The sequence below is a fragment of the Amycolatopsis sp. ATCC 39116 genome (assembly GCF_000231075.2).
In the GTDB taxonomy this organism is placed as follows: Bacteria; Actinomycetota; Actinomycetes; order Mycobacteriales; family Pseudonocardiaceae; genus Amycolatopsis_E; species Amycolatopsis_E tucumanensis.
The window spans coordinates 21,651-46,966 of sequence record NZ_AFWY03000053.1; the positions used below are offsets into that span (position 1 = coordinate 21,651).

General features: G+C 72.2%; 29 protein-coding genes. 12 read left to right on the forward strand and 17 right to left on the reverse strand.

Translation table 11 applies throughout. The features are described 5' to 3' along the window. Positions 1–9 precede the first annotated feature (9 nt). Both AMY39116_RS0334380 and AMY39116_RS0334385 read right to left on the reverse strand, forming a co-directional pair. Entirely contained in the window at positions 10–1,617 is a 1,608-nt protein-coding gene (locus AMY39116_RS0334380) for an FAD-dependent monooxygenase (RefSeq protein WP_039791919.1), read from the reverse strand. A gap of 3 nt (positions 1,618–1,620) precedes the next feature. Then, positions 1,621–2,583, reverse strand: a complete 963-nt coding sequence (locus AMY39116_RS0334385) for an MBL fold metallo-hydrolase (protein ID WP_017983127.1) — start codon at positions 2,581–2,583, stop codon at positions 1,621–1,623. Positions 2,584–2,718: 135 nt separating this feature from the next. Between AMY39116_RS0334385 and AMY39116_RS0334390 the strand changes: the two genes are divergently transcribed. Then, positions 2,719–3,258, forward strand: a complete 540-nt coding sequence (locus AMY39116_RS0334390) for a MarR family winged helix-turn-helix transcriptional regulator (protein ID WP_020422132.1) — start codon at positions 2,719–2,721, stop codon at positions 3,256–3,258. A gap of 72 nt (positions 3,259–3,330) precedes the next feature. Here the strand turns inward: AMY39116_RS0334390 and AMY39116_RS0334395 are convergent, their stop codons facing one another. Both AMY39116_RS0334395 and AMY39116_RS0334400 read right to left on the reverse strand, forming a co-directional pair. Next, complete coding sequence (locus AMY39116_RS0334395) at positions 3,331–3,822, reverse strand: glutathione peroxidase (RefSeq protein ID WP_020422133.1); 492 nt, start codon at positions 3,820–3,822, stop codon at positions 3,331–3,333. Between the two features lie 101 nt (positions 3,823–3,923). Continuing rightward, positions 3,924–4,139 carry a hypothetical protein gene (locus AMY39116_RS0334400; protein WP_020422134.1) on the reverse strand — a complete coding sequence of 72 codons (216 nt, stop codon included), beginning with the start codon at positions 4,137–4,139 and terminating at the stop codon, positions 3,924–3,926. Positions 4,140–4,212: 73 nt separating this feature from the next. On the opposite strand from AMY39116_RS0334400, the gene AMY39116_RS0334405 reads away from it, so the two are divergent. Genes AMY39116_RS0334405 through AMY39116_RS0334420 form a run of 4 tightly spaced genes read left to right on the forward strand, consistent with a single transcriptional unit; the run spans position 4,213 to position 8,256 of the window. Beyond that, positions 4,213–4,773, forward strand: a complete 561-nt coding sequence (locus AMY39116_RS0334405) for a hypothetical protein (RefSeq protein WP_020422135.1) — start codon at positions 4,213–4,215, stop codon at positions 4,771–4,773. Between the two features lie 18 nt (positions 4,774–4,791). Next, positions 4,792–5,022, forward strand: a complete 231-nt coding sequence (locus AMY39116_RS0334410; protein WP_020422136.1) for a hypothetical protein — start codon at positions 4,792–4,794, stop codon at positions 5,020–5,022. Continuing rightward, the gene (locus tag AMY39116_RS0334415) at positions 5,015–6,319 is read left to right on the forward strand and encodes an NAD(P)/FAD-dependent oxidoreductase (RefSeq protein ID WP_020422137.1); all 1,305 of its coding nucleotides are present in this window, start codon (positions 5,015–5,017) and stop codon (positions 6,317–6,319) included. Before AMY39116_RS0334410 ends, AMY39116_RS0334415 begins: the two co-directional genes overlap by 8 nt. Before the next feature lie 2 nt (positions 6,320–6,321). Further along, complete coding sequence (locus AMY39116_RS0334420; RefSeq protein ID WP_020422138.1) at positions 6,322–8,256, forward strand: aconitate hydratase; 1,935 nt, start codon at positions 6,322–6,324, stop codon at positions 8,254–8,256. A gap of 126 nt (positions 8,257–8,382) precedes the next feature. Here AMY39116_RS0334420 and AMY39116_RS47685 read toward each other — a convergent pair whose 3' ends face one another. Further along, positions 8,383–9,345 carry a putative quinol monooxygenase gene (locus AMY39116_RS47685; protein WP_020422139.1) on the reverse strand — a complete coding sequence of 321 codons (963 nt, stop codon included), beginning with the start codon at positions 9,343–9,345 and terminating at the stop codon, positions 8,383–8,385. 176 nt (positions 9,346–9,521) lie between these two features. Between AMY39116_RS47685 and AMY39116_RS0334430 the strand changes: the two genes are divergently transcribed. Genes AMY39116_RS0334430 through AMY39116_RS0334440 form a run of 3 tightly spaced genes read left to right on the forward strand, consistent with a single transcriptional unit; the run spans position 9,522 to position 12,678 of the window. Further along, positions 9,522–11,066 carry an AbgT family transporter gene (locus tag AMY39116_RS0334430; RefSeq protein WP_020422140.1) on the forward strand — a complete coding sequence of 515 codons (1,545 nt, stop codon included), beginning with the start codon at positions 9,522–9,524 and terminating at the stop codon, positions 11,064–11,066. Between the two features lie 10 nt (positions 11,067–11,076). Next, positions 11,077–12,345 (forward strand): amidohydrolase, encoded by a 1,269-nt coding sequence (locus AMY39116_RS0334435; RefSeq protein ID WP_020422141.1) that lies wholly within the window; start codon positions 11,077–11,079, stop codon positions 12,343–12,345. 57 nt (positions 12,346–12,402) lie between these two features. Further along, positions 12,403–12,678 carry a hypothetical protein gene (locus AMY39116_RS0334440; protein WP_020422142.1) on the forward strand — a complete coding sequence of 92 codons (276 nt, stop codon included), beginning with the start codon at positions 12,403–12,405 and terminating at the stop codon, positions 12,676–12,678. A gap of 9 nt (positions 12,679–12,687) precedes the next feature. On the opposite strand, the gene AMY39116_RS0334445 is transcribed toward AMY39116_RS0334440, so the two are convergent. Further along, positions 12,688–13,140 carry a MarR family winged helix-turn-helix transcriptional regulator gene (locus AMY39116_RS0334445; protein ID WP_020422143.1) on the reverse strand — a complete coding sequence of 151 codons (453 nt, stop codon included), beginning with the start codon at positions 13,138–13,140 and terminating at the stop codon, positions 12,688–12,690. A gap of 56 nt (positions 13,141–13,196) precedes the next feature. Here AMY39116_RS0334445 and AMY39116_RS0334450 point away from each other — a divergent pair, with 56 nt between their 5' ends. Then, a complete protein-coding gene (locus AMY39116_RS0334450; protein WP_020422144.1) occupies positions 13,197–13,571 on the forward strand; it encodes a hypothetical protein in 375 nt (124 codons plus the stop codon). Here the strand turns inward: AMY39116_RS0334450 and AMY39116_RS47950 are convergent. Genes AMY39116_RS47950 through AMY39116_RS0334465 form a run of 3 tightly spaced genes read right to left on the reverse strand, consistent with a single transcriptional unit; the run spans position 13,568 to position 15,755 of the window. Then, positions 13,568–13,702 carry a hypothetical protein gene (locus AMY39116_RS47950; RefSeq protein ID WP_020422145.1) on the reverse strand — a complete coding sequence of 45 codons (135 nt, stop codon included), beginning with the start codon at positions 13,700–13,702 and terminating at the stop codon, positions 13,568–13,570. The two genes, AMY39116_RS0334450 and AMY39116_RS47950, sit on opposite strands and share 4 nt — an antisense overlap. A 32-nt stretch (positions 13,703–13,734) precedes the next feature. Continuing rightward, positions 13,735–14,820 (reverse strand): IS630 family transposase, encoded by a 1,086-nt coding sequence (locus AMY39116_RS0334460; protein WP_027936040.1) that lies wholly within the window; start codon positions 14,818–14,820, stop codon positions 13,735–13,737. A 41-nt stretch (positions 14,821–14,861) separates the two neighbouring features. Continuing rightward, positions 14,862–15,755, reverse strand: coding sequence for a LysR family transcriptional regulator (locus AMY39116_RS0334465; RefSeq protein WP_020422146.1), 894 nt, complete (start codon positions 15,753–15,755; stop codon positions 14,862–14,864). A 70-nt stretch (positions 15,756–15,825) separates the two neighbouring features. On the opposite strand from AMY39116_RS0334465, the gene AMY39116_RS0334470 reads away from it, so the two are divergent. Continuing rightward, positions 15,826–17,031, forward strand: coding sequence for an MFS transporter (locus AMY39116_RS0334470; protein WP_020422147.1), 1,206 nt, complete (start codon positions 15,826–15,828; stop codon positions 17,029–17,031). Here the strand turns inward: AMY39116_RS0334470 and AMY39116_RS0334475 are convergent. Beyond that, complete coding sequence (locus AMY39116_RS0334475; protein ID WP_020422148.1) at positions 16,970–17,767, reverse strand: isocitrate lyase/phosphoenolpyruvate mutase family protein; 798 nt, start codon at positions 17,765–17,767, stop codon at positions 16,970–16,972. The genes AMY39116_RS0334470 and AMY39116_RS0334475 overlap by 62 nt on opposite strands. Before the next feature lie 52 nt (positions 17,768–17,819). Between AMY39116_RS0334475 and AMY39116_RS0334480 the strand changes: the two genes are divergently transcribed. Then, a complete protein-coding gene (locus AMY39116_RS0334480) occupies positions 17,820–18,443 on the forward strand; it encodes an alpha/beta hydrolase (RefSeq protein WP_020422149.1) in 624 nt (207 codons plus the stop codon). 348 nt (positions 18,444–18,791) lie between these two features. On the opposite strand, the gene AMY39116_RS0334485 is transcribed toward AMY39116_RS0334480, so the two are convergent. The 5 genes from AMY39116_RS0334485 to AMY39116_RS0334505 form a co-directional block, all read right to left on the reverse strand. Next, complete coding sequence (locus tag AMY39116_RS0334485; protein ID WP_020422150.1) at positions 18,792–19,577, reverse strand: IclR family transcriptional regulator; 786 nt, start codon at positions 19,575–19,577, stop codon at positions 18,792–18,794. 24 nt (positions 19,578–19,601) lie between these two features. Next, the gene (locus tag AMY39116_RS0334490; protein WP_020422151.1) at positions 19,602–20,564 is read right to left on the reverse strand and encodes a PDR/VanB family oxidoreductase; all 963 of its coding nucleotides are present in this window, start codon (positions 20,562–20,564) and stop codon (positions 19,602–19,604) included. Then, complete coding sequence (locus AMY39116_RS0334495) at positions 20,561–20,779, reverse strand: hypothetical protein (protein ID WP_020422152.1); 219 nt, start codon at positions 20,777–20,779, stop codon at positions 20,561–20,563. Before AMY39116_RS0334495 ends, AMY39116_RS0334490 begins: the two co-directional genes overlap by 4 nt. Then, entirely contained in the window at positions 20,776–21,822 is a 1,047-nt protein-coding gene (locus AMY39116_RS0334500) for an aromatic ring-hydroxylating dioxygenase subunit alpha (protein WP_020422153.1), read from the reverse strand. Before AMY39116_RS0334500 ends, AMY39116_RS0334495 begins: the two co-directional genes overlap by 4 nt. Before the next feature lie 87 nt (positions 21,823–21,909). Next, entirely contained in the window at positions 21,910–22,248 is a 339-nt protein-coding gene (locus AMY39116_RS0334505) for a helix-turn-helix domain-containing protein (RefSeq protein ID WP_027936481.1), read from the reverse strand. Between the two features lie 76 nt (positions 22,249–22,324). Here AMY39116_RS0334505 and AMY39116_RS0334510 point away from each other — a divergent pair, with 76 nt between their 5' ends. Further along, on the forward strand, positions 22,325–22,882 hold the full coding sequence (locus AMY39116_RS0334510; protein ID WP_020422155.1) for a carboxymuconolactone decarboxylase family protein: 558 nt from the start codon (positions 22,325–22,327) through the stop codon (positions 22,880–22,882). A gap of 4 nt (positions 22,883–22,886) precedes the next feature. On the opposite strand, the gene AMY39116_RS0334515 is transcribed toward AMY39116_RS0334510, so the two are convergent. Together AMY39116_RS0334515 and AMY39116_RS0334520 are read right to left on the reverse strand one after the other, a co-directional pair. Beyond that, entirely contained in the window at positions 22,887–24,413 is a 1,527-nt protein-coding gene (locus AMY39116_RS0334515; protein ID WP_020422156.1) for an AMP-binding protein, read from the reverse strand. Next, positions 24,410–25,285: a 4-hydroxyphenyl-beta-ketoacyl-CoA hydrolase gene (locus tag AMY39116_RS0334520; protein WP_020422157.1), complete on the reverse strand. Its 876-nt coding sequence runs from the start codon at positions 25,283–25,285 to the stop codon at positions 24,410–24,412. The genes AMY39116_RS0334515 and AMY39116_RS0334520 overlap by 4 nt, the downstream gene beginning before the upstream one ends. Positions 25,286–25,316 lie beyond the last annotated feature (31 nt).

Sequence of the window (25,316 nt, forward strand, 5' to 3'; positions counted from 1 at the left end):
TCCTCCCTCTCACGTGCCGGCACCGGGCAGGATACGTTCGGCGGCACGCTGCCCCAGGGCCCGGTTCACCGCCGCGGGCACCTCCGCCGCGTCGGTGAGGACGGCCGCCACGTAGGCGTCCGGGCGGATCACCCACACCTCGCCGGGCCGCGCGTTCAGCGCTTCGGCGAGCACGCCGGTCACGTCGATCTCGGCCAGGCGCAGGATCCGCACCGGCGCCCCGGTGTCCAGAGTGTCCCCGGGCGGGTCGAGGTCCGCCCCGTCGGTGGTGAGCAGCAGGACGCCGTCGCGGGCCAATTCGCGGAACCGGCCGCACGAGGAGCCGGTCACCGACACCGGCACGTCCGGCGCGAGGATCCCCGGGCCGGCCGGCGGCACCTCGCCGCGCGGCGGGCGCCCGGCGAACGGCCGCGTCGAAGCCGGTGTGGTCAGCGGGGAGTCCACGTACCAGAACGGTTCGGCCAGCCGCCCGGAGTCCACGTCCGCCCGCGCCGCCGGATCGGTGGCCGCCGCCTCCAGCACGGAGCGGCGCCGGTGGTGCTGCTCGTCGGTCTGCGGCACCAGGAAGTCCATCGTGGCGGTGGTGACGGCGATGTTCTCCAGCGCCGCCGCGTGCCGCTCGTCGTGGTAGGACTCCAGCAGCTCCTCGCCCGCCCAGCCGTGCAGGACGAACGCGAGCTTCCAGGCCGCGTTCTCGGCGTCGCCGACCCCCGAGTTGAGGCCGCGCGCGCCGAACGGCGACACCAGGTGCGCGCAGTCCCCGGCGAGCAGGACCCGGCCGACGCGCATCCGGTCGGCCGCCCGCGAGTGGAAGCGGTACACCGACTTCCACACGATCTCGTAGGGCTGGTCGCCGATGATCGCGCGGATGCGGGCGTCCAGCGCGCCACTGGCCTCCTCGGCGGCGAGGTCGTAGTCGCCGGGGACCTGCCAGTCGATGCGGAACGTCGAGCCGGGGCACGGGTGGATCAGCACCTGGCGGCCGGGGTTCCACTCCGGGTCGAAGTAGAACCGCCGCTCCTGCGCCCAGCCGGGCATGTCCGCGCGGATGTCGCAGATGAGGAACCGGTCGTCGAAGGAGTGCCCGCCGAAGCCGACGCCGAGCATCCGGCGGATGTCGTCGCCCCGCGCCCCGGCGCAGGCCACGGCGTAGTCGGCGCGCACGTCCTCCCGGCCCTCGACGGTGAGCGTGACGCCGTCGTCGTCCTGGGCGATGCCGGTGACCCGGTGGCCCCACCGCACGTCGATCAGCGGCTCCGCGGCGATCCGCTCGTCCAGGATCTCCTCGGTGCGCGCCTGGGAGATGTTGACGAACGGCGGGAACGCCGAGCGGCCGGGGTCGGCCATGGAGTAGGCGAACAACTCGCGGTCCCGGTGGAAGGTGCGCGCGGTGGTCCAGGTGACGCCCTCGGCGGCGATCCGCCGCCCGGCGCCCACGGCCTCCCACACGTCGAGCACGTCACGCTGCTGGCAGATCGCCTTGGAGCCGACCAGATCGCGTTCCGGCCGCCCGTCCAGCAGCACCACCGGAACGCCCCACCTGGCCAGCAGCAGCGCGGTCGTCTGGCCGACCGGGCCGTTGCCGATCACCGCCACTTTGGGGTCTGTCGTCGTCATCGCTCAGCCCTGCAGCTGGTCCCAGACCTCGCGGTCCCGCTGCGCGGTCCAGATGACCGGGCGTTCGATCCCGGACAGCTCGTCCCACAGGCGGGAGACGTCGAAGGGCAGGCAGTGCTCGAAGATCGGCCAGTGGCCGTACTGCGGCGCGAGCGCGGCGTGGGTGCGCTCGAAGGCCTCCTTGAGCGTGCCGCCGGCGCGCTGGACGGCGCCGACCTCGCGGATCATCACGTCCAGGAAGCCGCGGGTCTGCTCGATCGCGGCGTCCACGGCGTCCCGGCCGCGGCTGACCGCGCCTCGGCCGCCGACCAGCGCCTCCGCGCCGAACGCCTTGACCCGGTCCAGCGTGCCCGAGGCCCAGTCGCGGTGGAACGCGTCGCCGGTGTAGAGCGCCGCCTCGGCCTCCACCAGGTCGCCCGCGAACAGGATCTTCTGGCGCGGCAGCCACGCCACGATGTCGCCCTCGGTGTGCCCGCGGCCGCAGTACTGCAACACGAGGTCGCCGCGGTCGCCGCCGAGGTCGATGGTGAGCCGGTCGGAGAAGGTCAGGGTGGGCCAGGTCAGGCCGGGCACCGACTCGGCGCCCTTGGCCAGCCGCGGCATGCGGCCGAACTCGCTCTCCCAGTCCTCCTTGCCGCGCTCGGCGACCAGGGCGCGGGTGTTCTCGTGCGCGACGATCACCTCGGCGTCGAACGCGGACGCGCCGAGCACGCGCACCGCGTGATAGTGCGACAGCACGAGGTACCGGACGGGCTTGTCGGTGTGCTCGCGCAGCTTCGCGAGCCAGTCCTGGGCGGCGACGGGGGTGGCCAGCGCCTCGAAGCAGACGAGGAAGTCCTCCCCCTCGATGGCGCCGACGTTCGGGTCGCCCTCCGCGGTGAGCGCGTAGACCCCGTCCTCGAGCACCTCCAGGGTCTGCTCCTTCTCCGTCAGGTCGCCGGACGAGGCGAACGACTTCTGAGCCACCCCGCACCTCCTTTGATCAAAGCTTTGACTATTTGACGGACGTCAGGGTAACGCGGACCACTCCGCAAGGGAAGACTACTTCCGAATCAGGACGCTGTTCGGATGAGCGGGCGGGCAGCGCCTAGCCTGGGGCGCATGACCGCAGAACCGGCTGCCCCCGACGAGCTGGACTACCTGACGTTCGTGGACTACGCGATCGCGCGGACGACCGCCGAACTGCCGGCGGTCGACGCCACCGCGATGCGCCTCGGTCTGACACTGCACCGCCTGACCAGCGCACTCGTGTACGACTGGGAGTCGACCGTGCACCGGCCGCGCGGGTGGAGCTGGGGCGGGTTCCGCGTCCTGTTCGCGCTGTGGCTGGCCGGCCCGATGGAGGCGAAGCGCGTCGCGCAGCTGTCCGGGATGAGCCGCGCTGCGGTGTCCGCCCTGGTCAACACACTGGAGCGGGACGGGCTCGTGTCACGCAAGCAGGCCGAGCACGACCGGCGCGCGGTGCTGCTGAACCTCACCGAGGCCGGCCACGAGGCGATCACCAGCGCCTACGAGGCCCACAACGCCCGCGAGCAGGCGTGGGCCAACGCGCTGACCAAGCCGGAGCAGACCATCCTGATCGGCCTGCTGGAGAAGCTCACGACGAGCCCCGCGGCGATGGACGCCAAGCGCCGGTTCTAGGAACTGGCCCCTTGGCGCCCGTGGCGCAGGTCACTACGATGACTCGCCGCGTTTGTCAAAGCTTTGACCGATTCAGGCGGCCGGGAGCACCGCTTCGATGGCCTCGACGACCTCCGGGGCCTCCGGGTCGGTCCGCGGCCGGAAGCGCGCCACGACCTTGCCGTCCGGGGCGACGAGGAACTTCTCGAAGTTCCACTGCACGTCCCCGCTCACGCCGTCGGCGTCCGGCGTCTCCACCAGCTCGGCGTACACCGGGTGCCTGCCGGGACCGTTGACCTCGATCTTTTCGAACATGGGGAACGTGACGCCGTAGGTCGCCGAGCAGAACGTGGCGATCTCCTCGGCGCTGCCCGGCTCCTGGCCGGCGAACTGGTTGCACGGGAACCCGACGACGGAGAAACCCTTGTCCCCGTAGCGTTCCTGCAGCCGCTCCAGCGCGGCGTACTGCGGCGTCAGGCCGCACTTCGAGGCGACGTTCACGACGAGCAGGGCCTTGCGGCCCAGCCCGCCCAGCGTCGCGGTCTCACCGGCGAGCGTGCGCAGCTCGATGTCAGCCAGGGCCATGACAGATCCTCCGCGGTGGTCGGCAGCTACCACCTGTGGCAACGCCGGCCCGGCCGCGCCGTTCCCCTCCCGGCGGCGACCGTGACCAGCGTTACACCCGATCAGCCGAGCCGTTGCGCCGGAACCGGCGCGATCCCCTCCGCCGGCTTCAACCCGAGCGCGTCCAGCAGCAACGCGCAGTCCTCGGCGTTCGCCGCCGCGGATGCGACCGCGCGCACCGCGCGCCGTCGCTGCGCCGCGATCATCTCGGTGTCCTCGGCCGACGTGACCGGGACGTTGAAGTCGGCGACCTCCTGCAGGTGCTCTCGCATGTCCATCCCCTGTCCGCACGTGATCCGTGTAGGGCGGCGGCACCCCGGGTAGCCAAGAGACCGGAGAAAGGAGCGGTTGATGAACTACTCCCCGGACCCGGTGCGTGCCGAGGGCCCGGCCGCCGTTACCGAAGGTACCCCGGACGGGCCGACCGTGCTGGTGCTCGATCCGACCGGCCTGGCCAAGCACGAGGGACTTCCGGCGACCTGGCGGGACAAGACGAGCCAGTGGCAGGTCGTGTGGTGCCGCCTGCCCTCCGACGGCGGGCTGACCCAGGCCGACGACCTCCTGTCCGACCCGCCCGCCGAGGCGGTGCACGTGGTGGCGAGCGGGCCGTTCGCCGACGGGGCGTTGCGGCTGGCGGAAAAGCACAGCGGCGCGCTGCGCTCGCTCCTGCTGGTCGACCCCGCCGCGGACCAGTTCGTGCCGCCGGGCGACGGCGAGATCGCCGACCGGCACTGGGAGGACGACCACCGGGAGCGGATCGACGCGCTCGCGAAGTCCGGTGTGCCGGTGCGGGTCGTCGCGCACAGCACCGGCGGCGCCGAGGACCGGATCCCCGCGCCGCTGCCGCTGGGCCACCCGGACGTGGTCGCGGGTGTCGAACGCGCGATCGCCGAACTCGAGAACACCCACTGACACGAGGAGGGAATCCGCGTGACCGAGCCCGACGAGGAGTCCGTGCGCGAGGCGCTGGAGCGGGAATCGCCGCTGCCGCCCGATCCCGAGGCGCCGGAGGCCGACGCGCTGGCGCAACGGCAGAACGTGCACGCTCCGCGGCAGACCGGCCTGGAGCCCGGGCTCCCGCCCGAGGCGGACCCCGGCGACGTCGCCGAGCAGCAGCGGGAAGTGGAGTTCGAGACGGACGAGGAGGCGCTGCGTGGCTGACCCCGCCCGGATCGTGATCATCGGCGGGGGCTACGTCGGCGCCACCACGGCCCGGCAGCTGCGCAAGCGGCTCACCGCCGAGGAAGCCCAGCTGACCGTGATCGACCCGCGGTCCTACATGACGTACCAGCCGTTCCTCGCCGAGGCCGCGGCCGGTTCCGTCGAGCCGCGGCACGTGGTCGTGCCGCTGCGCGAGGTGCTGCCCGGCTGCAAGGTGATGGCCGCGGAGGCGACCGGCGTGGACACCACGTCCAAGTCGGTCACGCTGCGCGTCGCCGACGGGCACGTCGAGCAGCTCGGCTACGACATCCTCGTGGTGGCGCCCGGCTCGGTGTCCAAGACGCTGCCGATTCCCGGCCTGGCCGAGCACGGCATCGGCTTCAAAACCCTGGAGGAGGCCGTCTACCTGCGCAACCACGTGCTGTCCCGGCTCGACCTGGCGGCCAGCACGATGGACCGGGAGTTGCGGCGCAAGCTGCTGACGTTCGTGTTCGTCGGTGGCGGCTACGCGGGCATCGAGGCGATGGCGGAGCTGGAGGACATGACCCGCCACGCGCTGAAGGACTACGGCATCGACCGCTCCGAGCTGCGGTGGGTGCTGGTCGAGGCGGCCGACCGGATCATGCCGGAGGTCAGCTCGTCGCTGGCGAGCTACACCCTCGACGTGCTGACCAAGCGCGGTTTCGAGGTGCACCTGGGCACGACGCTCAAGTCGTGCGAGGACTGCCACGTCGTGCTGGGTGACGACACCGAGTTCGACGCCGACACGATCGTCTGGACCGCGGGCGTCAAGCCGAGCCCGATGCTCGCCGACACCGACCTGCCGCTGAACCCGCGCGGCCGGGTGTGCTGCGCGACGACGCTGGAGGTGGACGGGGCGCCGGGCGTGTTCTCAGCCGGTGACGCCGCCGCGGTGCCGGACGTGACCAGCAAGGAGCCGGGCGCGGTGTGCGCGCCGTCGGCGCAGCACGCGTCGCGGCAGGCGGTCGTGCTGGCGAAGAACATCGTCGCGACGCTGCGCGGCGGGCCGCTGGAGGGGTACCGGCACTCTTACGCGGGGTCGGTCGCGAGCCTGGGCCTGTACCAGGGTGTCGCGCAGATCTACGGCGTGAAGCTGCGTGGCTGGCCGGCGTGGGCGCTGCACCGCGCGTACCACCTGATGACGATGCCGACCGCGCACCGCAAGACGCGGATCGCCGCGGACTGGCTGATCTCGCTGCCGTTCCGGCGCCAGGTCGTCGCGACCGGCGAGCAGCACCACCCGCGGGAGCAGTTCGTGCGAGCCAGCCAGAGGTAGCTGTGGGTTTCCCGGTCGCCCGCAAGCTGATCGACAGCCACCTGGTGTCGGGTGAGCCGGTGCCGGGGCGCGAGATCGGCCTGCGGGTCGACCAGACCCTCACCCAGGACGCCACCGGCACACTGGTGATGCAGGAGCTGGAGGCGCTGGGGCTGGACCGGGCGCGCACCGAGGTGAGCGTCCAGTACGTGGACCACAACCTGCTGCAGGCGGACGAGAAGAACGCCGAGGACCACGCGTTCCTGCGGTCCGCGTGCCGCCGGTTCGGGTTGTGGTTTTCCAAGCCGGGCAACGGGGTTTCGCACCCAACGCACATGGCGCGGTTCGGGGTGCCGGGCCGGACGATGGTCGGGTCCGACTCGCACACGTGCGCCGCCGGGTCGCTCGGCATGCTCGCGATCGGGGTCGGCGGGCTGGAGGTCGCGATGGCGATCGCCGGGGAGCCGCTGTATCTGCGGATGCCGGAGATCTGGGGGGTGCGGCTGACCGGCGAGCTGCCGGAGTGGGTGTCGGCCAAGGACGTGATCCTGGAGATGCTGCGCCGGCACGGCGTCAAGGGCGGGCTGAACCGGATCGTGGAGTACCACGGTCCGGGGCTGGCGTCGTTGTCGGCGATGGACCGGCACGTCATCGCGAACATGGGCGCGGAACTCGGCGCCACGACGACGGTCTTCCCGGCGGACGAGGCGGTGTTCGAGTTCCTGCGGGCGCAGGACCGGGCTGCGGATTTCGAGGAGCTCGTCGCCGATCCGGACGCGGTGTACGACGTCGCGGAGGAAATCGACCTGTCGGCGCTGGAGCCGCTGATCGCGTGCCCGTCGTCGCCGGACAACGTGGTGCCGGTGCGGGAGGTGGCGGGCACCGAGGTGCGGCAGGTGGTGATCGGCTCGTCGGCCAACCCGGGGCTGCGGGACTTCGCGGTGGCGGCGGCGATGGTGCGCGGGCGGCAGACGCACGACGCGGTGAGCTTCGACGTGAACCCCACGTCGCGGGAGATCCTCGCCGACCTGACCAAGATGGGCGCGACGCTCGACCTGGTGTCCGCGGGCGCGCGGCTGCACCAGGCGGGGTGCCTGGGGTGCATCGGGATGGGGCAGGCGCCGGCGGCCGGGCACAATTCGTTGCGCACGTTCCCGCGGAACTTCCCGGGCCGGTCCGGGACGCGGGAGGACCGGGTGTGGCTGTGCTCGCCGGAGACCGCGACGGCGGCAGCGCTGACCGGGGTGATCACCGACCCGCGTGAGCTGAGCATGGGATACCCGTCGGTGGTGCTGCCCGAGCGGGCGACGGTCAACACGGCGATGATGGTGCCGCCGCTGCCGCCGGAGCGGGCCGCGCGCGAGGAACTGGTCAAGGGGCCGAACATCTCGTCGCTGCCGGACTTCCCGCCCCTGCCGGACGACATCGAGGCCGTCGTGTTGCTCAAGGTGGGCGACAACATCTCGACGGACGAGATCTCCCCCGCCGGGGCGGCGGCCCTGCCGTTCCGCTCGAACATCCCGAAGCTGGCCGACTTCACGTTCACGCGCGTCGACGAGACGTACCCGTCGCGGGCGCGCGAGACCGAGGGCGGGCACTTCGTCGTCGGCGGGGACAACTACGGGCAGGGCTCGTCGCGGGAGCACGCCGCCATCACGCCGCGGCACCTCGGCCTGCACGCGGTGATCGCCAAGTCGTTCGCGCGGATCCACTGGCAGAACCTCGCCAACTTCGGGATCCTCGCGCTGGAGTTCACCGATCCGGCGGACTACGACCGCATCGAGCAGGGACACGTGCTGGCGCTGCGCGGGTTGCGCGCGCAGTTGCCCGAAGGCGAGGAGATCAAGGCGACCGACACGACCGCGGGGGTGGACATCCCGCTGCGGCACCGGCTCTCCCCGAGGCAGGTGGAGGCCGTCCTGGAGGGCGGCCGAATCCCCCTCCTCGCCCGAGGCTGAACCTGGCCTGCGCGGGCCGCCCAACCACGGCAGCCGCGTGAGCCCCTCTCGCGACGAGGCCTCCTGGGTTGGAGCTTGGTTTCAGTTGTCAGGATCCAGGTTCTGCCTCCTTTGTGGACAGTCGGCTCATCGCAGCCAGGAACGTGGCGTCGGCGCCAGGCGGAGCCGCTGGGGTGGCCGCCGCCCGGCCGGGAGCAGCTCGGCCGGGACCGGGGATCTGCTCAGCCAGACGAACACCTGCTCGCCCTCGCGGACCGGCAGGCGCGGATAGTCGTTGCGCTGCACGGAAGTCCGGAAGGTGGCCAGCGGCGACGCGCCTGCTTCACTCAGGGCGGGCAGCAGCTCGCGCCGGAAGAACTCCGGGAACGCATCCGGATCCTCCGGGTGGCAGATCACGATCTCGAACGGTGCCGCACCGCCCCCACCCGCACCAGCGGCCGACGATCCACGAGCCACGCCGGATCCACCACTCACCGGGCCTGGCGGCGACCCACCAGCCACGCCGGATCCACCACTCACCGGACCCGGCGGCGACCCACCAGCCACGCCGGATCCACCACTCACCGGACCCGGCGGCGACCCACCAGCCACGCCGGATCCACCACTCACCGGACCCGGCGGCGAACCACCAGCCACGGCAGGGCCACCAGTCACCGGGCCCGGCGGCGAATTACCAGCCGCACCGAGGTCACCGCCCACCGGGACCGGCCGCGAAACACCAACCACGCCAAGGCCACCACTCACCGAGACCGGCGGCGAACCCCCAGCCGCGCCAAGATCCCCGCTCACCAGCGTCAGCAGCAGCACGTCGTCGGAATCCGCCATCGTCGCGTTGGCGGCTTCGCGGTGTTTCAGCCACGCGGGATGTCGTTCGTAGAACGCGGCCAGCGATTCGGCTCTCCGGGAGGCGTCCGGGAAGCCCCGGATCCACACGAAGCGGTCCGGGTCGTCCAGGTCGCGGAACTGGCCGTACACCCGCATGCCCACCTCGGCCTGCGACTCCACGAACTCGCGGTCGAACAACGCCACCAACTCGTCGCGCCGTCCCGGATGCAGCGTGTACTGCCGGAGCTCGAACAGCTCGGTCATCGGGTCCCCCTCGTCGTGATCCAACCGGCACGCCGAGGCTAGCGACCACCACCGACAATTCCGGGTCGCGACGGGTTGCCATCGTCCGGTTCACTTCACCTGTCCGAAAAACTCCGACATCCCGCCGACACCGTCGGCTGCCATCCTGAGCCCGGAAACGATCGAGGAGGCAGCGGTTGAGCACCACCCCAGCGCAGGCACGGCGATCCCCCGCCGAACGGGTTCTCGCCTTCGTCGAACGGGTCGGCAACCGGCTGCCGGACCCGTTCTTCCTGTTCGTCTACCTGTTCGCCGCACTCGCGGTGATCACCACCGTCGTCGCGGCCTGCCATGTCACCGTCACCGTTCCGGGCACGGCGCAACCGGTGGCGGTCAAGGGCCTGTTCACCGGCGAGGGCGTGCGGTTCCTGCTGAGCAAGCTCGTCGACAACTTCGTCACCTTCCCGCCGCTGGGCAACGTGCTGGTGATGCTGCTGGCCGTGGGGCTGGCCGAACGTGCCGGCCTGCTCGAAGCCGCCGTGCGCGCCGTCTTCTCGCGCGCCCCGCGCTGGCTGCTGCCGTTCGCGGTGTCGCTGGTGTCGTTCCAGGCGCACGTCATGGCGGACGCGGGCATCATCGTCATCCCGCCGCTGGCCGCGCTCGTGTTCCGCGCGGCCGGGCGGCATCCGGTGGCCGGCGCGATCGGCGGTTTCGCCTGCGTCACCGGCGGTTACGGCGCCGGGACGCTGCTCGGCAGCTACGACGCGCTGCTGTCCGGGCTCACCCAGAAGGCGGTGACCGTCGTCCCGGTCGCGGTGCAGCCGCAGGTCACGATGGCGATGAACTGGTTCTTCACCGCCGCGGCCGGGCTGATCCTGCCGTTCCTCGGCGCATGGCTCATCGCCCGCGTGCTGGAGCCCCGGCTCAGCCCCTACACGCCGCCCGATGGCGCGGAGGAGGAGACGAGCGCGGCGCTGACGACGGTGCAGCGCAAGGGTTTGCGGCGCGCCGCGATCGTGCTCGCGGTCTACGTGGCGGTGGTCGCCGTGGCGTGGTTGCTGCCGGGCAGCCCGCTGCGCGGCGAGAACGGCTCGCTGATCAACTCGCCGCTGCTCACCGGGCTGGTCCTGGTGCTGTTCCTGGCGTTCGCGATCACCGGCATCACCTACGGGATCACGACCGGCACCATCACCAAGCCCGGCGACGTTCCGTCGATGATGGCCGAGGCCGTCAAGGACATGGCGGGCTACATCGTGCTGATCCTCGCGATCTCGCAGTTCATCGCCGTGTTCACGTGGAGCAACCTGGGCACCCTGCTGGCCGTGCGCAGCGCGGAGTTCCTGCAGTCGGTGCACCTGACCGGGTTCGCCGGGATCCTCGCGTTCGTGGTGCTGGTGTCGGTGCTGAACCTGTTCATCACGTCCGGCTCGGCGCTGTGGTCGCTCGTCGCGCCGGTGTTCGTGCCCGCGTTCATGCTGCTGGGTTACGACCCGGGGTTCGTGCAGGCCGCCTACCGCATCGGCGACTCCGCCACGCAGATCATCACCCCGCTCAGCCCGTACCTGTTCGTGTTGCTGACCGTGCTGCGCCGCTACGAGCCGGACCTCCGCCTCGGCACGCTGATCGCCAGGACGTCGATCTTCGTGATCCCGTTCTGGGTGGTGTGGGTGGCGTTGCTGGCCGTGTTCTACTTCGGGGACATCCCGTTCGGGCCGGGGGTGCACGTGCACCTGCCGCGTTGAGAGGAGCCTGATGGATCTGGTCGCCCTGCGCCGGGACGTGCACGCGCACCCCGAACCCGCCTTCTGCGAGGTGCGGACGGCGGCGACGGTCCTCGCGCACCTGCGGGACCTCCCGGTGGAGGTGCGGACCGGCGTCGCGGCGATGCGGCGCGAGGGCGTGCCCGCGTACCCGGACGAGGCCACGCTCCAGGACTTCGCCGACCGGGCGGTCGCGTCGGGCGCGGACGCCGCGGACGTGCGGCGGTTCGCCACCGAGGGCACGGCGATCGTCGCCGACCTCACCGGCCGCCGCCCCGGCCCGGTCTGGGCGCTGCGGTTCGACATGGACGCGCTGCCGGTCACCGAGGCCGACGACCCCGCGCACGCGCCCGCTGTAAACGGGTTCCGCTCGCGGTACGAGGGGTTCATGCACGCCTGCGGGCACGACGGGCACGTGGCGATCGGGCTGGCGCTGGCGCGGCGGCTGGCCGACCGCGACTTCCCCGGCACGGTGCGGTTCCTGTTCCAGCCCGCCGAGGAGGGCGGCCGGGGCGCCCGCGCGATGCTCGCCGCGGACGCCGTCGCCGGGGTCGACCGCTTCCTGGCCGTGCACCTCGGCCTCGACCTGCCCACGACGACCGTGGCGGCCGGGATCACCGGCATCTTCGCGACGACGAAGATGCGCGCGCGGTTCACCGGGGTCGCCTCGCACGCGGCGGCGGCGCCCGAGGACGGCCGCAACGCACTGCTCGCCGCCGCGACCGCCGTGCTCGGCATCCACGGCCTGCCACGGTTTTCCGCCGCCGACACGCGGGTCAACGTCGGCACCCTGCACGCCGGGGGCAACGTCAACATCGTGCCCGCGGTGGCGGAGCTGACCTGCGAGGCGCGGTCGAAGGACGGCGCGGTGAACGCGGACCTCACCGAGCGGATCAAGCAGGTCCTGTGTGGAGCCGCGCAGGCGCAGGGCGTGGCGGTGGAGATCGAGGAGACCGGCGGCTCGACGTCGCTGAACTGCGACGACGAGCTGCTGGACGCGGTGCTCGCGGCGGCCGCCGCGAGCGGGCACGGCGAGCGGGCGCTGCGGACGCACGAGATGGGCGGCAGCGACGACGCCAGCCTGTTCGCCGAGGCCGTGCAGCGCGCGGGCGGTCTCGCGACCTACACGGTGGTCGGTGGCGGCAACCCCGCGCCGCACCACAACCCGTACTTCGACGTGGACGAGGCGGCGTTGCCCGTCGCGGTCGACGTGCTGGAAGCTCTGGTGCGCCAGGTCACACGTACGGATGACAATACGTAGCCGACTCGGTGGTTCGGCTGATGTGTGCTCGTCTCGCCGAGGGGCACCCTTTGTGGTATGACCGCGCAAGACATGCAGGCCCTGGCCGACACGGCCGCCGGGCTCATCCTGTTCCACAACGGCTTGTGGGGAGCGCCCACGTGCTACATGTGGGCCGGCCCCGACGGCGCCGCGGCAGGGCGCGTCCCACCGTGGGAGTGCGAAGCGCTCGACCGGCTCCGCTGGCGCAAGCTGATCTCCGCGCCGTCCGGCTCGGGAGTCGAGGACGTGCCCGTCGTGCCCACCGAGGCCGGGCTCGCCGCGCTGCGGGCGCAGCGGGCACACGCCGCCTGAAGATCGCGGTCAGCGCACCAGCGCGCTGAAGTCCTCCGTGAACCGGGCCAGCAGCTTCGCGAGCGTGGCCCGGTCGTCCGGATCCCACCCTTCCGTCACCTCGGCCACGACCCGGGCGCGGAACGCCTGGATCTCCTCGATCGCCCGCCGGCCGTCGGCCGTGGGTTCCAGCAGTGACCGGCGGCCGTCGGCCTGATCGGCGCATCGGCGCACCAGTCCCGCTTCCAGAGCTTGCGCGGTCAAGCGGCTCGCGCGGGGCTGATCGATCCCGAGCGCGGCGGCGGCCTCGGTGACCGTCGGCGGTCGATCGGCCGCCGCGACGACGTCCAGCAGCTCGTACACGGCGTCCGGAACCGGGCTGGTCCTCCCCCGCTCACGCGACAAGCGGCCCAGCGCGCGGCGTGACTGCGCCCGGCGGAGGGTGGCCAGCGCGCGGGCGATCGAATCGGCGTTGCGGTCCATCCCCGTCCTCATCCATACTCGAAGACAACTACATGTCATTTTACATAGGAGTTGTCGTGGACCCGCTCGACAAGCCGATCGGTTTCTGGCTCAAGCACCTGCACAACCTGCTGGAGGACGGCCTCACCCGGGTGCTCGCCGACCACGCCCTGACGCGGCGGCACTGGCAGGCGCTGAACACCTCACGCCACGGCGAGGAGGCGCTCGAGGTGTTCGACGGCGCCGCGGAGGCACGGGCCGATCTGGTGGCCCGCGGCTGGATCACCGCGGACGGCACGCTCACCGACGAGGGCCGCGCGGCGCGGACCGAGATCGCCGAGCGGGTGCGGCGCTTCCGCGAGCTGTCCGTCGCCGGGCTGACGGAGGACCAGTACGCGGATGCTGTGCGGGTTCTGGCGACTATGGCGGCCAATCTCGAGGGTGCGCGTTAGGTCTCCAGCTCCGCGTGCACCTCCCGCAACAAGGCCGCCGCCGCGGGGGACAGCGGTCGCGCCGTCGCGTGGATCAGCGACACCGACCACCGCAGCGGCTCGACCAGCGGCGCCCGGCACGGCCGAACCACGCGACGATGGCGGGGAACCTGGACGCTGCGCGCTAGTGTCCTGAGTCGTTAATTCGTCGGCAGTAGGCGGCGAGGGAGTCGAGGATCTGGTCGGCGGTGCGGGTCCAGACGTAGGGCCTGGGGTTGGTGTTCCATTGCTGGATCCAGCCGCGGATGTCGCGTTCGAGGGCGGTGACTGAGCGGTGGACGCCGCGGCGGAGCAGTTTGACGGTGATCTCGGCGAAGAATCGTTCGACGAGGTTGAGCCAGCTAGAGCCGGTCGGGGTGAAGTGCAGGTGGAACCGCGGGTGCTTGAGCAGCCAGGTTTTCACCGCCGGTGTTTTGTGGGTGGCCAGGTTGTCCAGCACGACGTGCACGTCCAGCTCGGCGGGCACATTTTTGTCGATGGTGCGCAGGAACCCGAGGAATTCCTGGTGTCGATGCCGGCGTTTGACCGCGCTGATGACCTGCCCGGTGGCCACCTCGAGGGCGGCGAAGAGGCTGGTGGTTCCGTGGCGGACGTAGTCGAAACTTTGCCGTTCGGGCACGCCGGGCAGCATCGGCAACACCGGGGCCGAGCGGTCCAGTGCCTGAATCTGGGACTTCTCGTCAACGCACAGCACCACCGCCTTCGCGGGCGGATCCAGATACAGCCCGACCACGTCGCGGACCTTGTCCACGAACAACGGATCCTTGCTGATCTTGAACGTGTCCACCTGGTGCGGTTTGAGGCCGAACGCCCGCCAGATCCGTGAGACCGCCGACTGTGTCATCCCGGTCTGCGCCGCCAGCGACCGGGTCGACCAGTGCGTCGCGTTCGCCGGCTTGGTTTCCAGGGTGGTCACGACGACCTGCTCGACCTGCTCATCGGAGATCGTGCGTGGTCGGCCCGGGCGCGGTTCGTCGCTCAGGCCGTCCAGCCGGTCGGCGACAAACCGCGCCCGCCATTTGGTCACCGTGTGACGGTCCAGGCTCAATCGCCTGGCCACTTCGGTGTTCGATCCGCCCTCGGCGCAGGCCAGCACGATCCGGGCCCGCAACGCCAGCGCCTGCGCGGTCGTCCTGCGCCGGATCCACCCCTCCAACGTTCGACGTTCGTCGTCGGACAGAGTCAGTGGCACCAGCTTCGGACTCGGCATCACCACAACCTAGCCTGGCACCGAATTAACGACTCAGGACACTAGGTCTCCAGCTCCGCGTGCACCTCCCGCAGCAAAGCCGCCGCCGCGGGGGACAGCGGTCGCGCCGTCGCGTGGATCAGCGATACCGACCAGCGCAGCGGCTCGGCCAGCGGCACCTGCACCACGCCCGCCATGTCCCCCGCGGCACCTGAGGGCAGGAAACCGATCCCGAGTCCCTGGCAGATCAGGGCCCGCGCGGTGCCGTAGTCCGACACCTCCAGCGGCACCTGCCTGCTCAGCCCAGCCCCGGCGAAGGCGCGGTCCACCAGCGTCCGGTTCCCCCACCCCACCGGGAAGTCCACGAAGGACTCCTCCGCCAGCTCGGCGAGCGTCACCCCGCTCCGGCTCGCCAGCGGGTGGTCCGGCCCGGCCAGCAGGCTCAGGTCCTCCTCCGTCACGATCTCGTGCGCCAGCCCCGCCGGCACCTTGCCCGCCAGGGACGCCAGCGCCAGGTCCATCCGCCCGTCGAGCACCGCCCGCACGTGTCCCGCCGAGCCCGACGGCGAGTACTGCAACCGCACGGCCGCGTGCGGGTGCCGTCGCGAGAACCGGCCCAGCAGCCGCGGCACGTTGACCCGCCCGGTCGACAGGAGGGTGCCCATCGTCACCGCACCCCGGACCTCGCCGCTGGCTCCCGCCGCGGCCTGCGCCGCCGCGCGCGCCGCTGCCAGGGCGGTCCGCGCCTCGGGCAGCATCGCGGCGCCGGCGGCGGTCAGCGCGACCCGGCGGCTGTCCCGGTCGAACAGCTCGGCCCCGACCTCCCGCTCCAGGGCCCGGATCGCCGTCGACACCGCCGACTGCACGACCCGCAACCGCTGCGACGCGCGCGTGAAGCTCAGCTCCTCGGCGACCGCCACGAAGTACGACAGCTGACGCAGTTCCACGACATCCATCTAACACCGAGATAGCTGCCAGCGAAAACATTCGTTGGACGAGATGAGCAAACGGGCGCACTCTGGGGTCGTGATCATCGAGACCCTTCCCCCGCGCACCACGTCCCGCCGTCACGGCGCGGGCTTCTGGCTCGTCGCCTACACCTTCGCGGTGACCATGGGGTTCTCCGCCGCCCCGGCCCCGCTCTACGTGCTCTACCAGGCCAAGGACGGGTTCGGCCCGTTCACCGTCACCCTCGTCTTCGCCGCGTACGCGCTGGGCGTGATCGCCAGCCTGTTCGTCGCCGGGCACGTGTCCGACTGGGTGGGCCGTCGGCGCGTGCTGGTGCCCGCGGTGCTGGTCAACGTGCTCGCCGGGGTCGTGTTCCTGGCCTGGTCGGCGGTGCCCGCGCTGCTCGCGGCGCGGTTCCTGTCCGGCATCAGCATCGGCCTGCTCACCGCGACCGCCACCGCGCACCTGACCGAACTGCACCTGGCGGCGCGGCCGGGCGCTTCGCGGACCCGGGCGGACGTCGTGGCGACCGCGGCGAACCTCGGCGGCATCGGCCTCGGCCCGCTCGTCGCCGGGCTGCTGGCCGAGTACGCCGGCGATCCGCTGCACGTGCCGTACCTGGTGTTCCAGGTGCTGATGCTGATCGGCGCGCTCGCGGTGACGCTGGCGCCGGAGACGGTGACCTCCACGCGCGTGCGCTACCACCCGCAGCGGGTGTCGGTGCCGCCGCACGCCCGCGCCCGCTACCTGGCGGCCGGGGCGGCCGCGCTCGCGGAGTTCGCCGTGTTCGGCATGTTCACCTCGCTCGCACCGGGGTTCCTGGCGAACACGCTGCACCAGCACTCGCACGCGCTGGCCGGGGCGAGCGTGTTCGCGGTGTTCGGGGCCGCGGCGGTCGCGCAGATCGTGCTGGCGCGGACGGCGCTGCGGCGGTTGCTCGCCACCGGGCTCGGCCTGCTCACGGCGGGCCTGGTGCTGGTGACGGTCGCGGTGTGGCTGCCCAGCCTCGCGCTGTTCCTGCTCGGCGCGGCGCTCGCGGGCGCCGGAGCGGGCGCCGGCTTCAAGGCCAGCGTCGGGATCGTGCTCGGCCTGGCCCCGGCGGAGAACCGCGGCGAGGCGCTGTCCGGGCTGTTCCTGGCCGCCTACGCCGGGCTCGCGGTGCCAGTGCTCGCGCTCGGGGTGGCCACGCAGGTGGTGGACGCGCGGATCGCGCTGGCCGGGTTCACCGTGGCGCTGCTGGCGATCCTGGCCACCGTGGTGCGGCGGCTGTTCCGGGCGAGCTGAGCGCCTGCACGTCCGCATAGGACGGGACCGGCGGGATGACACCGTCCGCCGCGACCGCGTCGACCGTGCGGACGACGGCCTCCAGCGCGGCCCGGAACAGCAGTGAGCCGCAGCTGACCCGCCGGACACCGAGCTCGGCGAGCCGCCGCAGGGGCGGGCCCGCCAGGACGTTCACCGGGACGTCGACCGCCGCGACCACCGCGGCGATCGTCGTCTCGTCCGTCAGTCCGGGCACGAACACCCCGTCGGCCCCGGCGTCCCGGTAGGCGCGGACACGGGCGACCGGGTCCTCGCCGGTGCCGAGCCAGTGCGTGTCGGTGCGGGCGTTGACGAACAGGCCGGGCGCGGCGTCCTTGAGTGCGGCGATCAGCCGCTGCTGGTGCGCCGGCTCGGCGAGGCGCCCGCCGTCGCGGCCGTCCTCGATGTTCACCCCGGCCACGCCGAGCGAGGCGAGTTCCGCGCCGAGGGCGGCGACCTCGCCGGGGTCGTCCGAGAAACCGCCTTCGATGTCGACGGTGACGTAGCAGGGCAGCCGGGTCAGCCTGCGGGCGAGGGCGACGGTGACGTCCTTGGTCGCCCCGCTCCCGTCGGGCAGGCCCGCCGCGGCGGCGACGCCCAGGCTGGTGGTGCCGATGGCCGCGAAGCCTTCGGCGACGAGGACGGCCGCGGACGCGTAGTCCCAGGCGTTGGGCAGCAGCAGGGGTTTCCCGGTCCGGTGCAGCTCGGCGAAGGTCATGCCGGAACGCTAACGCCGGGAATTGTCGGTGGTGGCCGATACGATCCGTGCTGTGAGCAACCCGCACCTGGAACCGGACCCGGTCTTCGCGGGCGCGCCCCTGGACAGGGCCCGGCGCGCCGCGCTCGTCGTGCACGGGCGGGGTCAGACGCCGGACTACATGTTCGCGATCCTCGACCGGGTCGCGGTGCCGGACATCGCATACGTGCTGCCACGGGCGGCGGGGCAGACGTGGTACCCGGCGGGGTTCATGCAGCCGCTCGCGGTGAACCAGCCGTGGGCGGACCACGCGCTGGACGCGATGGCGGCGTTCCTGGCGCGCATCGCGGAGGCCGGGATCGGGGCGGAGGACGTGTTCCTGGTCGGGTTCTCGCAGGGGGCGTGCCTGTTGTCGGAACTGCTGGTGCGCTCGCCGCGGCGGTACGCCGGGGCGGCGCTGCTGACCGGCGGGTACCTGGGGCCGGAGGAGCGCGCGCCGGCGGGGTCGCTGGCGGGCACGCCGGTGTTCGCGGGCACGAGCCGCTACGACGAGTGGGTGCCGCTGGAGCGGGCGGAGTCCACGGCGAGGCTGCTGGAGCGGATGGGAGCCGCGGTGACGCTGCGCGTGTACGAGGACCGCGAGCACCTGGTGAACGACGACGAGATCGCGGAGGTGCGGAACCTGCTGACGAGCTGAGGTCCGCCCGCCGCGGTGATCTATCGGGTCACTCGCGCCCAGGCGGCCGGGACAGGCCGCGACGCTTGGGGGACGACCGCAGCCAGGGGGGCGGGACAGACCACGGTGCCCGGGGACGATCCCAGCCAGACGGGCGGGACAGACCGCGGCACCCAGGGGACGACCGCAGCCAGACGGGCGGGACACACCGCGGCACCCAAGGAACGATCCCAGCCGGACGGGCGGGACAGACCGCGGCACCCAACGAACGATTTCAGCCAGATGGCCGGGACACATCGCGGCGATCGCGGTTCCAGGCCAAGAAAGGCCCGATACAGCGGCTCGGTGGCGATACCCGGTGGCGAGGCCTCACCGGGCAATCGGTTCCCGTGGAAACACCCGCGCCCCACCCGGAGAACCACACGCCCGGCCGATCCCCCGCGCCGCCGCCTGGACCAGTGGCGCCAGCGCCGCCGGCTGGGCACCATCGGCGTGCACCACCAACGACACGGCCGCCATCACCGCACCCGAAGCGTCCCGCACGGGCGCCGCCACCGAGACCGCGTCCGTGGTCACCTGGCCGTCGCTGACGGCGTAGCCGGTCTGGCGCACCGCGGCGAGCATCTCGCGCAGCCGGGCCGGGCTCGTCACCGTCTTCGGCGTGTACGCCTGCAGCGGCGCGGCCAGCACCTCCTCCTGCACCTCCACCGGCGCGTGCGCGAGCAGCGCCAGCCCGACGCCCGTCGCGTGCAGGGCGAACCGGCCGCCCACCCGCGTCCACACCGGAACCGCCTTGCGGCCGGAAATCCGCTCCACGAACACGAGTTCCAGGCCCTCCCGCACGGCGAGCTGCACGTTCTCGTGCGTCACCTCGTACAGGTCCTCGAGGAACGGCATCGCCGCCTCGCGCAGGGCCAGCCCGCGCGGCGCCAGCGAAGCGACCTCCCACAGCCGCAGCCCGACGCGGTACCGGCCGTCCGCGCCGCGCTCCAGCGCGCCCCAGGCGACCAGCTCCGCGACCCGCCGGTGCGCGGTCGCCAGCGACAGCCCGGCCCGGCGCGCCAGCTCCGACAGCGTCAGCTCGGGACATTCCGGGGTGAACGCGCCGAGCAGCGCGAGCACCTTGCCGGTCACCGTCCGGACTTCGCCGTCCATCCGATCATCCTGCCCCGCGCCGGCCTACAGATCCAGCACGAGCCGCGGCCCGCACGAGCGCGACACGCAAATCATCATCGTGTCGTTCGCGGCGCGCTCGGACTCCGTGAGCAGCGAGTCCCGGTGGTCCGGCACGCCGTCGAGCACCGGCGTCTCGCACGTCCCGCACGTGCCCTCCTGACACGACGACAGCACGCTCACCCCGGCCTCCTCGACCGCCGCCAGGATCGACTTGTCCGGGGGCACGGTCACCGTCCGGCCGGACGCGGCGAGCTCCACCTCGAACGTGGTCCGCTCCCCCGCGTCCGCGCCCGCCTTCGGGGAGAACCGCTCCACGTGCAGCGAGCCCGGCGGCCACGCGGCGCAGCGCTGCTCGACCGCCGCCAGCAACGGCTCCGGCCCGCAGCAGTACACCGCCACGTCGTCGCGCGGCGAGCCCAGCAGCGCGTCCAGGTCCAGCAGCCCGGTCTCGTCCTGCGGCCGGATCTCCACCCGGTCGCCGTAGCGCGCCACCAGCTCCTCGCGGAACGCCATCGACGCCCGCGTCCGCCCGCCGTACACCAGCCGCCAGTCCGCGCCGGACGCCTCGGCCCGCGCGATCATCGGCACGATCGGCGTGATCCCGATCCCGCCCGCGACGAACAGGTACCGCGGCGAGTCCACGAGCCGGAAGTGGTTGCGCGGCCCGCGGATCCGCACGGTGTCCCCTGTGGACAGCCGGTCGTGCACCCAGGCCGATCCGCCACGCCCGTCCGGCTCGCGCAGCACCGCGACCTGCAGCACGCTCCGGTCGGCCGGATCGCCGCACAGCGAGTACTGCCGCACCAGCCCCTCGCCGAGCAGGAGGTCCAGGTGCGCCCCCGGCTCCCACTCTGGCAGGGGCTCGCCTGCGGGGTGCCGCAGGGTCAGCCGCACCACGCCCGCGGCGAGTTCTTCCTTGCGCTCCAGGAGAACGTCGAGTTCCACTTCGGTCAGCACCGCCGTCATCGCGCACTCCCCGCTCCGGCGAGCACCGGGTCGCCGGCGGGCGCCGGGTCGTCGTGGCCGTCGGGATGGGCCAGCAGCCACTCCCACAGCTCGACCGGGTCCTCCGATTCGTGCTCGGCGCCGCAGTGGCAGACGCCGACGAGGACGTCGGTGCCCAGTTTCCAGTGGATGCGGTACACGGTGTCGCCGTGCAGCATCGCGGTCCGCTCGGTCATCGCGTGGCGGCCTTCTCCGGTTCGCCCGCCATCTTCTTCAGGATGCGCCGCGCGGCGAGGCCGCCGGTGTCGATGTTGACCGACAGTTCCTGGTAGCCCTGCGGCTCGGCCTGGATCACCCGCTCCAGGATGTCGAGCGCCTCCACGTCCTGCAACACCACCGTCCGGTTGCTCTGCGCGAGGAAGTCGGACACCTCCTGGTCGTCGAGCGCGAAGTCCCGTGCCACTGCCCAGAAGTCGTGGGTCGAGTGCTCGGTCTCCGGGGTGATCGCGTAGACGACCTCGACGTGGAACCCCTCCGGGTCGGTACCGTCGGCGTTGGGCAGCACGCCGACCGGCGCGATGCGGCTGTGCAGCAGGTACAGGCACGGCGGGTGGTACTCGATGTCCTGCCAGCGCGTGATGCGGCCCTGAATGCCGGTCGACTTCGCGTAGAACGGCGGGCAGGCCGCGTCGTCCATGTGGCGGCTGACGTAGATGATGCGCCGGTCCTCGTCGACCTCGGTGGTGATCGGGGTGTTCGCCACCTCCGGCGTGCCGATGTAGCCGCCATGCAGGTAGGTCTCGTGGGACAGGTCCATCAGGTTGTCCACGAGCAGGTCGTAGCGCGCGGCGAGCGGTTCCATGCCGCACACGGTGGTGTAGGCGGGGTCGGCGAGCCACGGCGCGCGCGGGATGAGCGTGGCGTCGGCGCGGGCGGGGTCGCCGATCCACACCCACACGAACGAATCCTGCTCGACGACCGGGTAGGACGGCACGCGCGCGGTGCGCGGGATCCGGGACTGGCCGGGCACGAACACGCAGCTGCCGGAGGGTTCGTAGGTGAAGCCGTGGTAGCCGCAGACGATGCGGTCCCCGTCCAGGCGGCTCTCCGACAGCGGGTAGCGGCGGTGCACGCAGCGGTCGGCCAGCGCGACGACTTCCCCGGCTTCGGTGCGGTAGAAGACGATGGGCTCGCCCAGGATCGTCCTCGCCAGCAGCTCCCGCCCGACCTCGCTCCCGTAGGCGGCGACGTACCACTGGTCGCGCACGAACGCAGTCATCTGCAGCTCCTTCGGTGTAGATGCGACGACCACACTTTCGCTGCCGGGACCGGGCCGGGACCAGCCGTGTTTTCAGCAGGTGAAAGCTCACCGGCGGAGCGATTTCTCCCACCGGCGGGCCCAGGTGTCCAGCGGCAGGAGCGATTCGACGAGTTCGCGGCCGAGCCGGGTCAGCCGGTAGCCGTCGGCGCCCTCCTCGACGAGGGCGACGTCGGTCAGCTCGGCCAGCCGGGTGGTCAGGACGCTGGAGGACATCCGGTCGCAGCGCCGCTGGAGCTCGCGGAAGCCGGCGGGCGCCCGGTGGAGCTCCCAGATCACGCGCAGCGTCCAGCGCCGCCCGAGCAGGTCGAGCGCCGCCATCACGGGTCGTCCGGTGGACGAGCCGCGGACTGGGTTTCCCGGCCGGGGAACGGACTGGTCCGCCATTGGCTCACTCCTTGCGCTTCGATTCTCGAAGCAGCATAGTGGTTCGAAAATCGAAGCAGTACTCGCAGGAGGTCCCGTGACCCGGATCGCGCCACTGACCCCGCCCTATCCGCCGGACATCGAGGACGCGCTGCGGCGCTGGATGGCGCCGCACGTCGCGCACGATCCGCTGGTGCTCTTCCGCGTGCTGCACCGGCACCCCGAGCTCGCGTCGCGGATGCGGGTGCTCGGCGCCGGCCTGCTCGCCCACGGGGAACTCCCCGCCGCCGACCGGGAACTGGTCATCGCCCGGGCCTGCGCGCGCTCCGGGTGCGAGTACGAGTGGGGCGTGCACGCGGTGGTGTTCCCCGAGCTCACGGCGGACGAGCTGGCCGCGACGGTGCACGACGGCGCCGATGCCCCGGTCTGGTCACCGCGGCAGCGGGCGCTCGTGGGGGCGGTGGACGACCTGCACGACACCGCGACGGTTTCGCCGGTCAGGTGGGCCGAGCTGGCCGCGCACCTGCCCGACACCCAGCTGCTGGAGTTCCTGGTGCTGGCCGGCTGGTACCGGACGATCAGCGGGCTCGCCAACGCCCTCGCCCTGTCACCCGAACCCTGGGCGGCGCGCTTCCCGGATCAGATCAAGCCCTGAGCCGTCAAGTCCGGAGCAGCCGCCGGAGGATCTTGCCCGTCGGGGACTTCGGGATCCGCTCGACGAACTCGACCTCGCGCACCTTCTTGTACGGCGCGACGCGCTCGGCCACGAACGCCATCAGCTCGTCCGCGCCGACGGTGTCCCCGGTGACCACGAACGCCTTCGGCGCCTCGCCGCCCTCGGTGTGCGGCACGCCGACCACCGCGGCGTCCAGCACGGCCGGGTGGGTCAGCAGCACGGCCTCCAGCTCGGCGGGCGCCACCTGGTAGCCCTTGTACTTGATCAGCTCCTTGAGCCGGTCGACGACCCAGAACACGCCGTCGTCGTCGACGCGCACCAGGTCGCCGGTGTGCAGCCAGCCGCCGGTGATGGTCGCGGCGGTGGCGGCCGGGTCGTCCAGGTAGCCGTCCATCACCTGCGGGCCCCGGATCAGCAGCTCGCCGGTCTCGCCGGGGGCGACGTCCGAGTCCGTGCCGGGCGCCACGATCCGCGCCTCGGTGTTCGGCGACAGCCGTCCCACGCTGCCCGGCGGGGTCTCCGCGAAGTCGTCGTCGAACACCTGGTGCGTGCCGGGGCTGGCCTCGGTCATGCCGTAGCCCTGCCGGATCAGGCAGCCCAGCCGCCGTTCCGCGCGCTCGGTCACCTCCACATCCAGCGGCGCGGCCCCGCACAGCGCGAACCGCAGGCTGGACAGGTCGTGGTCCTCCACGTGCGGGGCGGTGGCCAGCGCCAGCACCATCGGCGGCGCGAAGTAGGCGCGCGTCACCCGGTGCGCGGCCAGCGTCCGCAGGTACTCGTCCAGCTCGAACCGCGGCAGCGTCACCACTTTCGCGCCGCCGAGCAGCCCGGAGTTGAGGATGATCGTGAAGCCGTAGATGTGGAAGAACGGCAGCACGGCGGCCTGCACGTCGTCCGGGCCGATCCGCCACCCGGCCCGCGTCTGCGCCAGGTTCGCCACGAGGTTGCGGTGCGTCAGCCGCACGCCCTTCGGGATCCCGGTGGTGCCGCTGGAGAACGGCAGGACCGCGACGCTCGTGGCCGGGTCCAGGTCCAGCTCCGGCGCGGGCCCGTCCGTGAACAGCGACGTGAACGAGCGGGCACGCGGGTGCTCACCCAGCACGAACACCTCGCCCGCGACCTCCAGCGCCTTGTCCACCACGGGTTCCGCGGCGATCAGCAGGCGCGCGCCGGCCAGCCGCAGCTGCTTGGCGATCTCGCCCGACGTCAGCGCCGGGTTGATCGGGGTGACCGCGGCCCCGGCCGCGATCGCCGCGTGCAGGGCGACCACGAACGACGGCTGGTTGTGGCTCATCAGCGCGACGACGTCCCCGGGGCCGACGCCGTGCGCCGCGAGGCCCGCCGCCCCGGCCGTGACCGCCGACCGCAGTTCGGCGTAGGTCAGGCTTTCGCCGGTGCGGCCGTCGACGAGCGCGGTCGCGTCGCCGAACCGGGCCGCGCCGCCGATCACGAACTCGGTGAGCGTGACGTCCGGGATCTCGACGTCCGGCAGCGGGCTGCGGTGGATCATCCCCGCTCCTGCGCCAGGCCGAGCACGCGGACGGCGTTGTCCTTGAGGATCTTCGGGCGCACGTGGTCCTTCATGTCGAGCCGCGCGAAGTCGGCCATCCAGCGGTCCGGCGTGATGAGCGGGTAGTCCGAGCCGAACAGCACCTTGTCCTGCAGCAGGGTGTTGGCGTAGCGGACCAGCTGCGGCGGGAAGTACTTGGGCGACCAGCCGGAGAGGTCGATGTAGACGTTCGGCTTGTGCGTGGCCACCGCGAGCGCCTCGTCCTGCCACGGGAACGACGGGTGGGCCATGATGATCGTCAGGTCCGGGAAGTCGATGGCCACGTCGTCGAGCAGCATCGGGTTGGACAGGCCGAGCCGCACTCCCCCGCCGCCGCGCATGTTCGCGCCGATGCCGGTCTGGCCGGTGTGGAACAGCGCGGGCAGGCCGTGCTCCTGCGCGATCTCCAGCAGCGGGTACGCGCTGCGGTCGTTGGGCGCGAAGTCCTGCAGGCTCGGGTGGAACTTCAGGCCGCGCACGCCGTGGTCGGCGATCAGCCGCTCCAGCTGCCGGGCGCCCGCCCTGCCCTTGGCCGGGTCGATGCTGGCGAACGGGATGAGCACGTCCGGGTGCTTGGCCGCCGCCTCGGCGATCTCCTCGTTGGACAGCGCGGGGTGCCCGGTGAACGCCTCGATGTCGACGGTGAACAGCACCGCCCCGATGCGGCGCTCGCGGTAGTAGGCCGCGATCTCGTCGATGGTGGGGCGCCGGGCGTCGGCGCCGAAGTAGGCCGAGGACGCCTCGACGAAGTCGTCGGGCAGGGACAGGTGCCCGTGGTCGTCGGTCTCGACGTGGACGTGCACGTCGATCGCCTCGAGCTGACTGGGATCCATGGTTGTCAGGTCTACTGATATGCATCCGGCG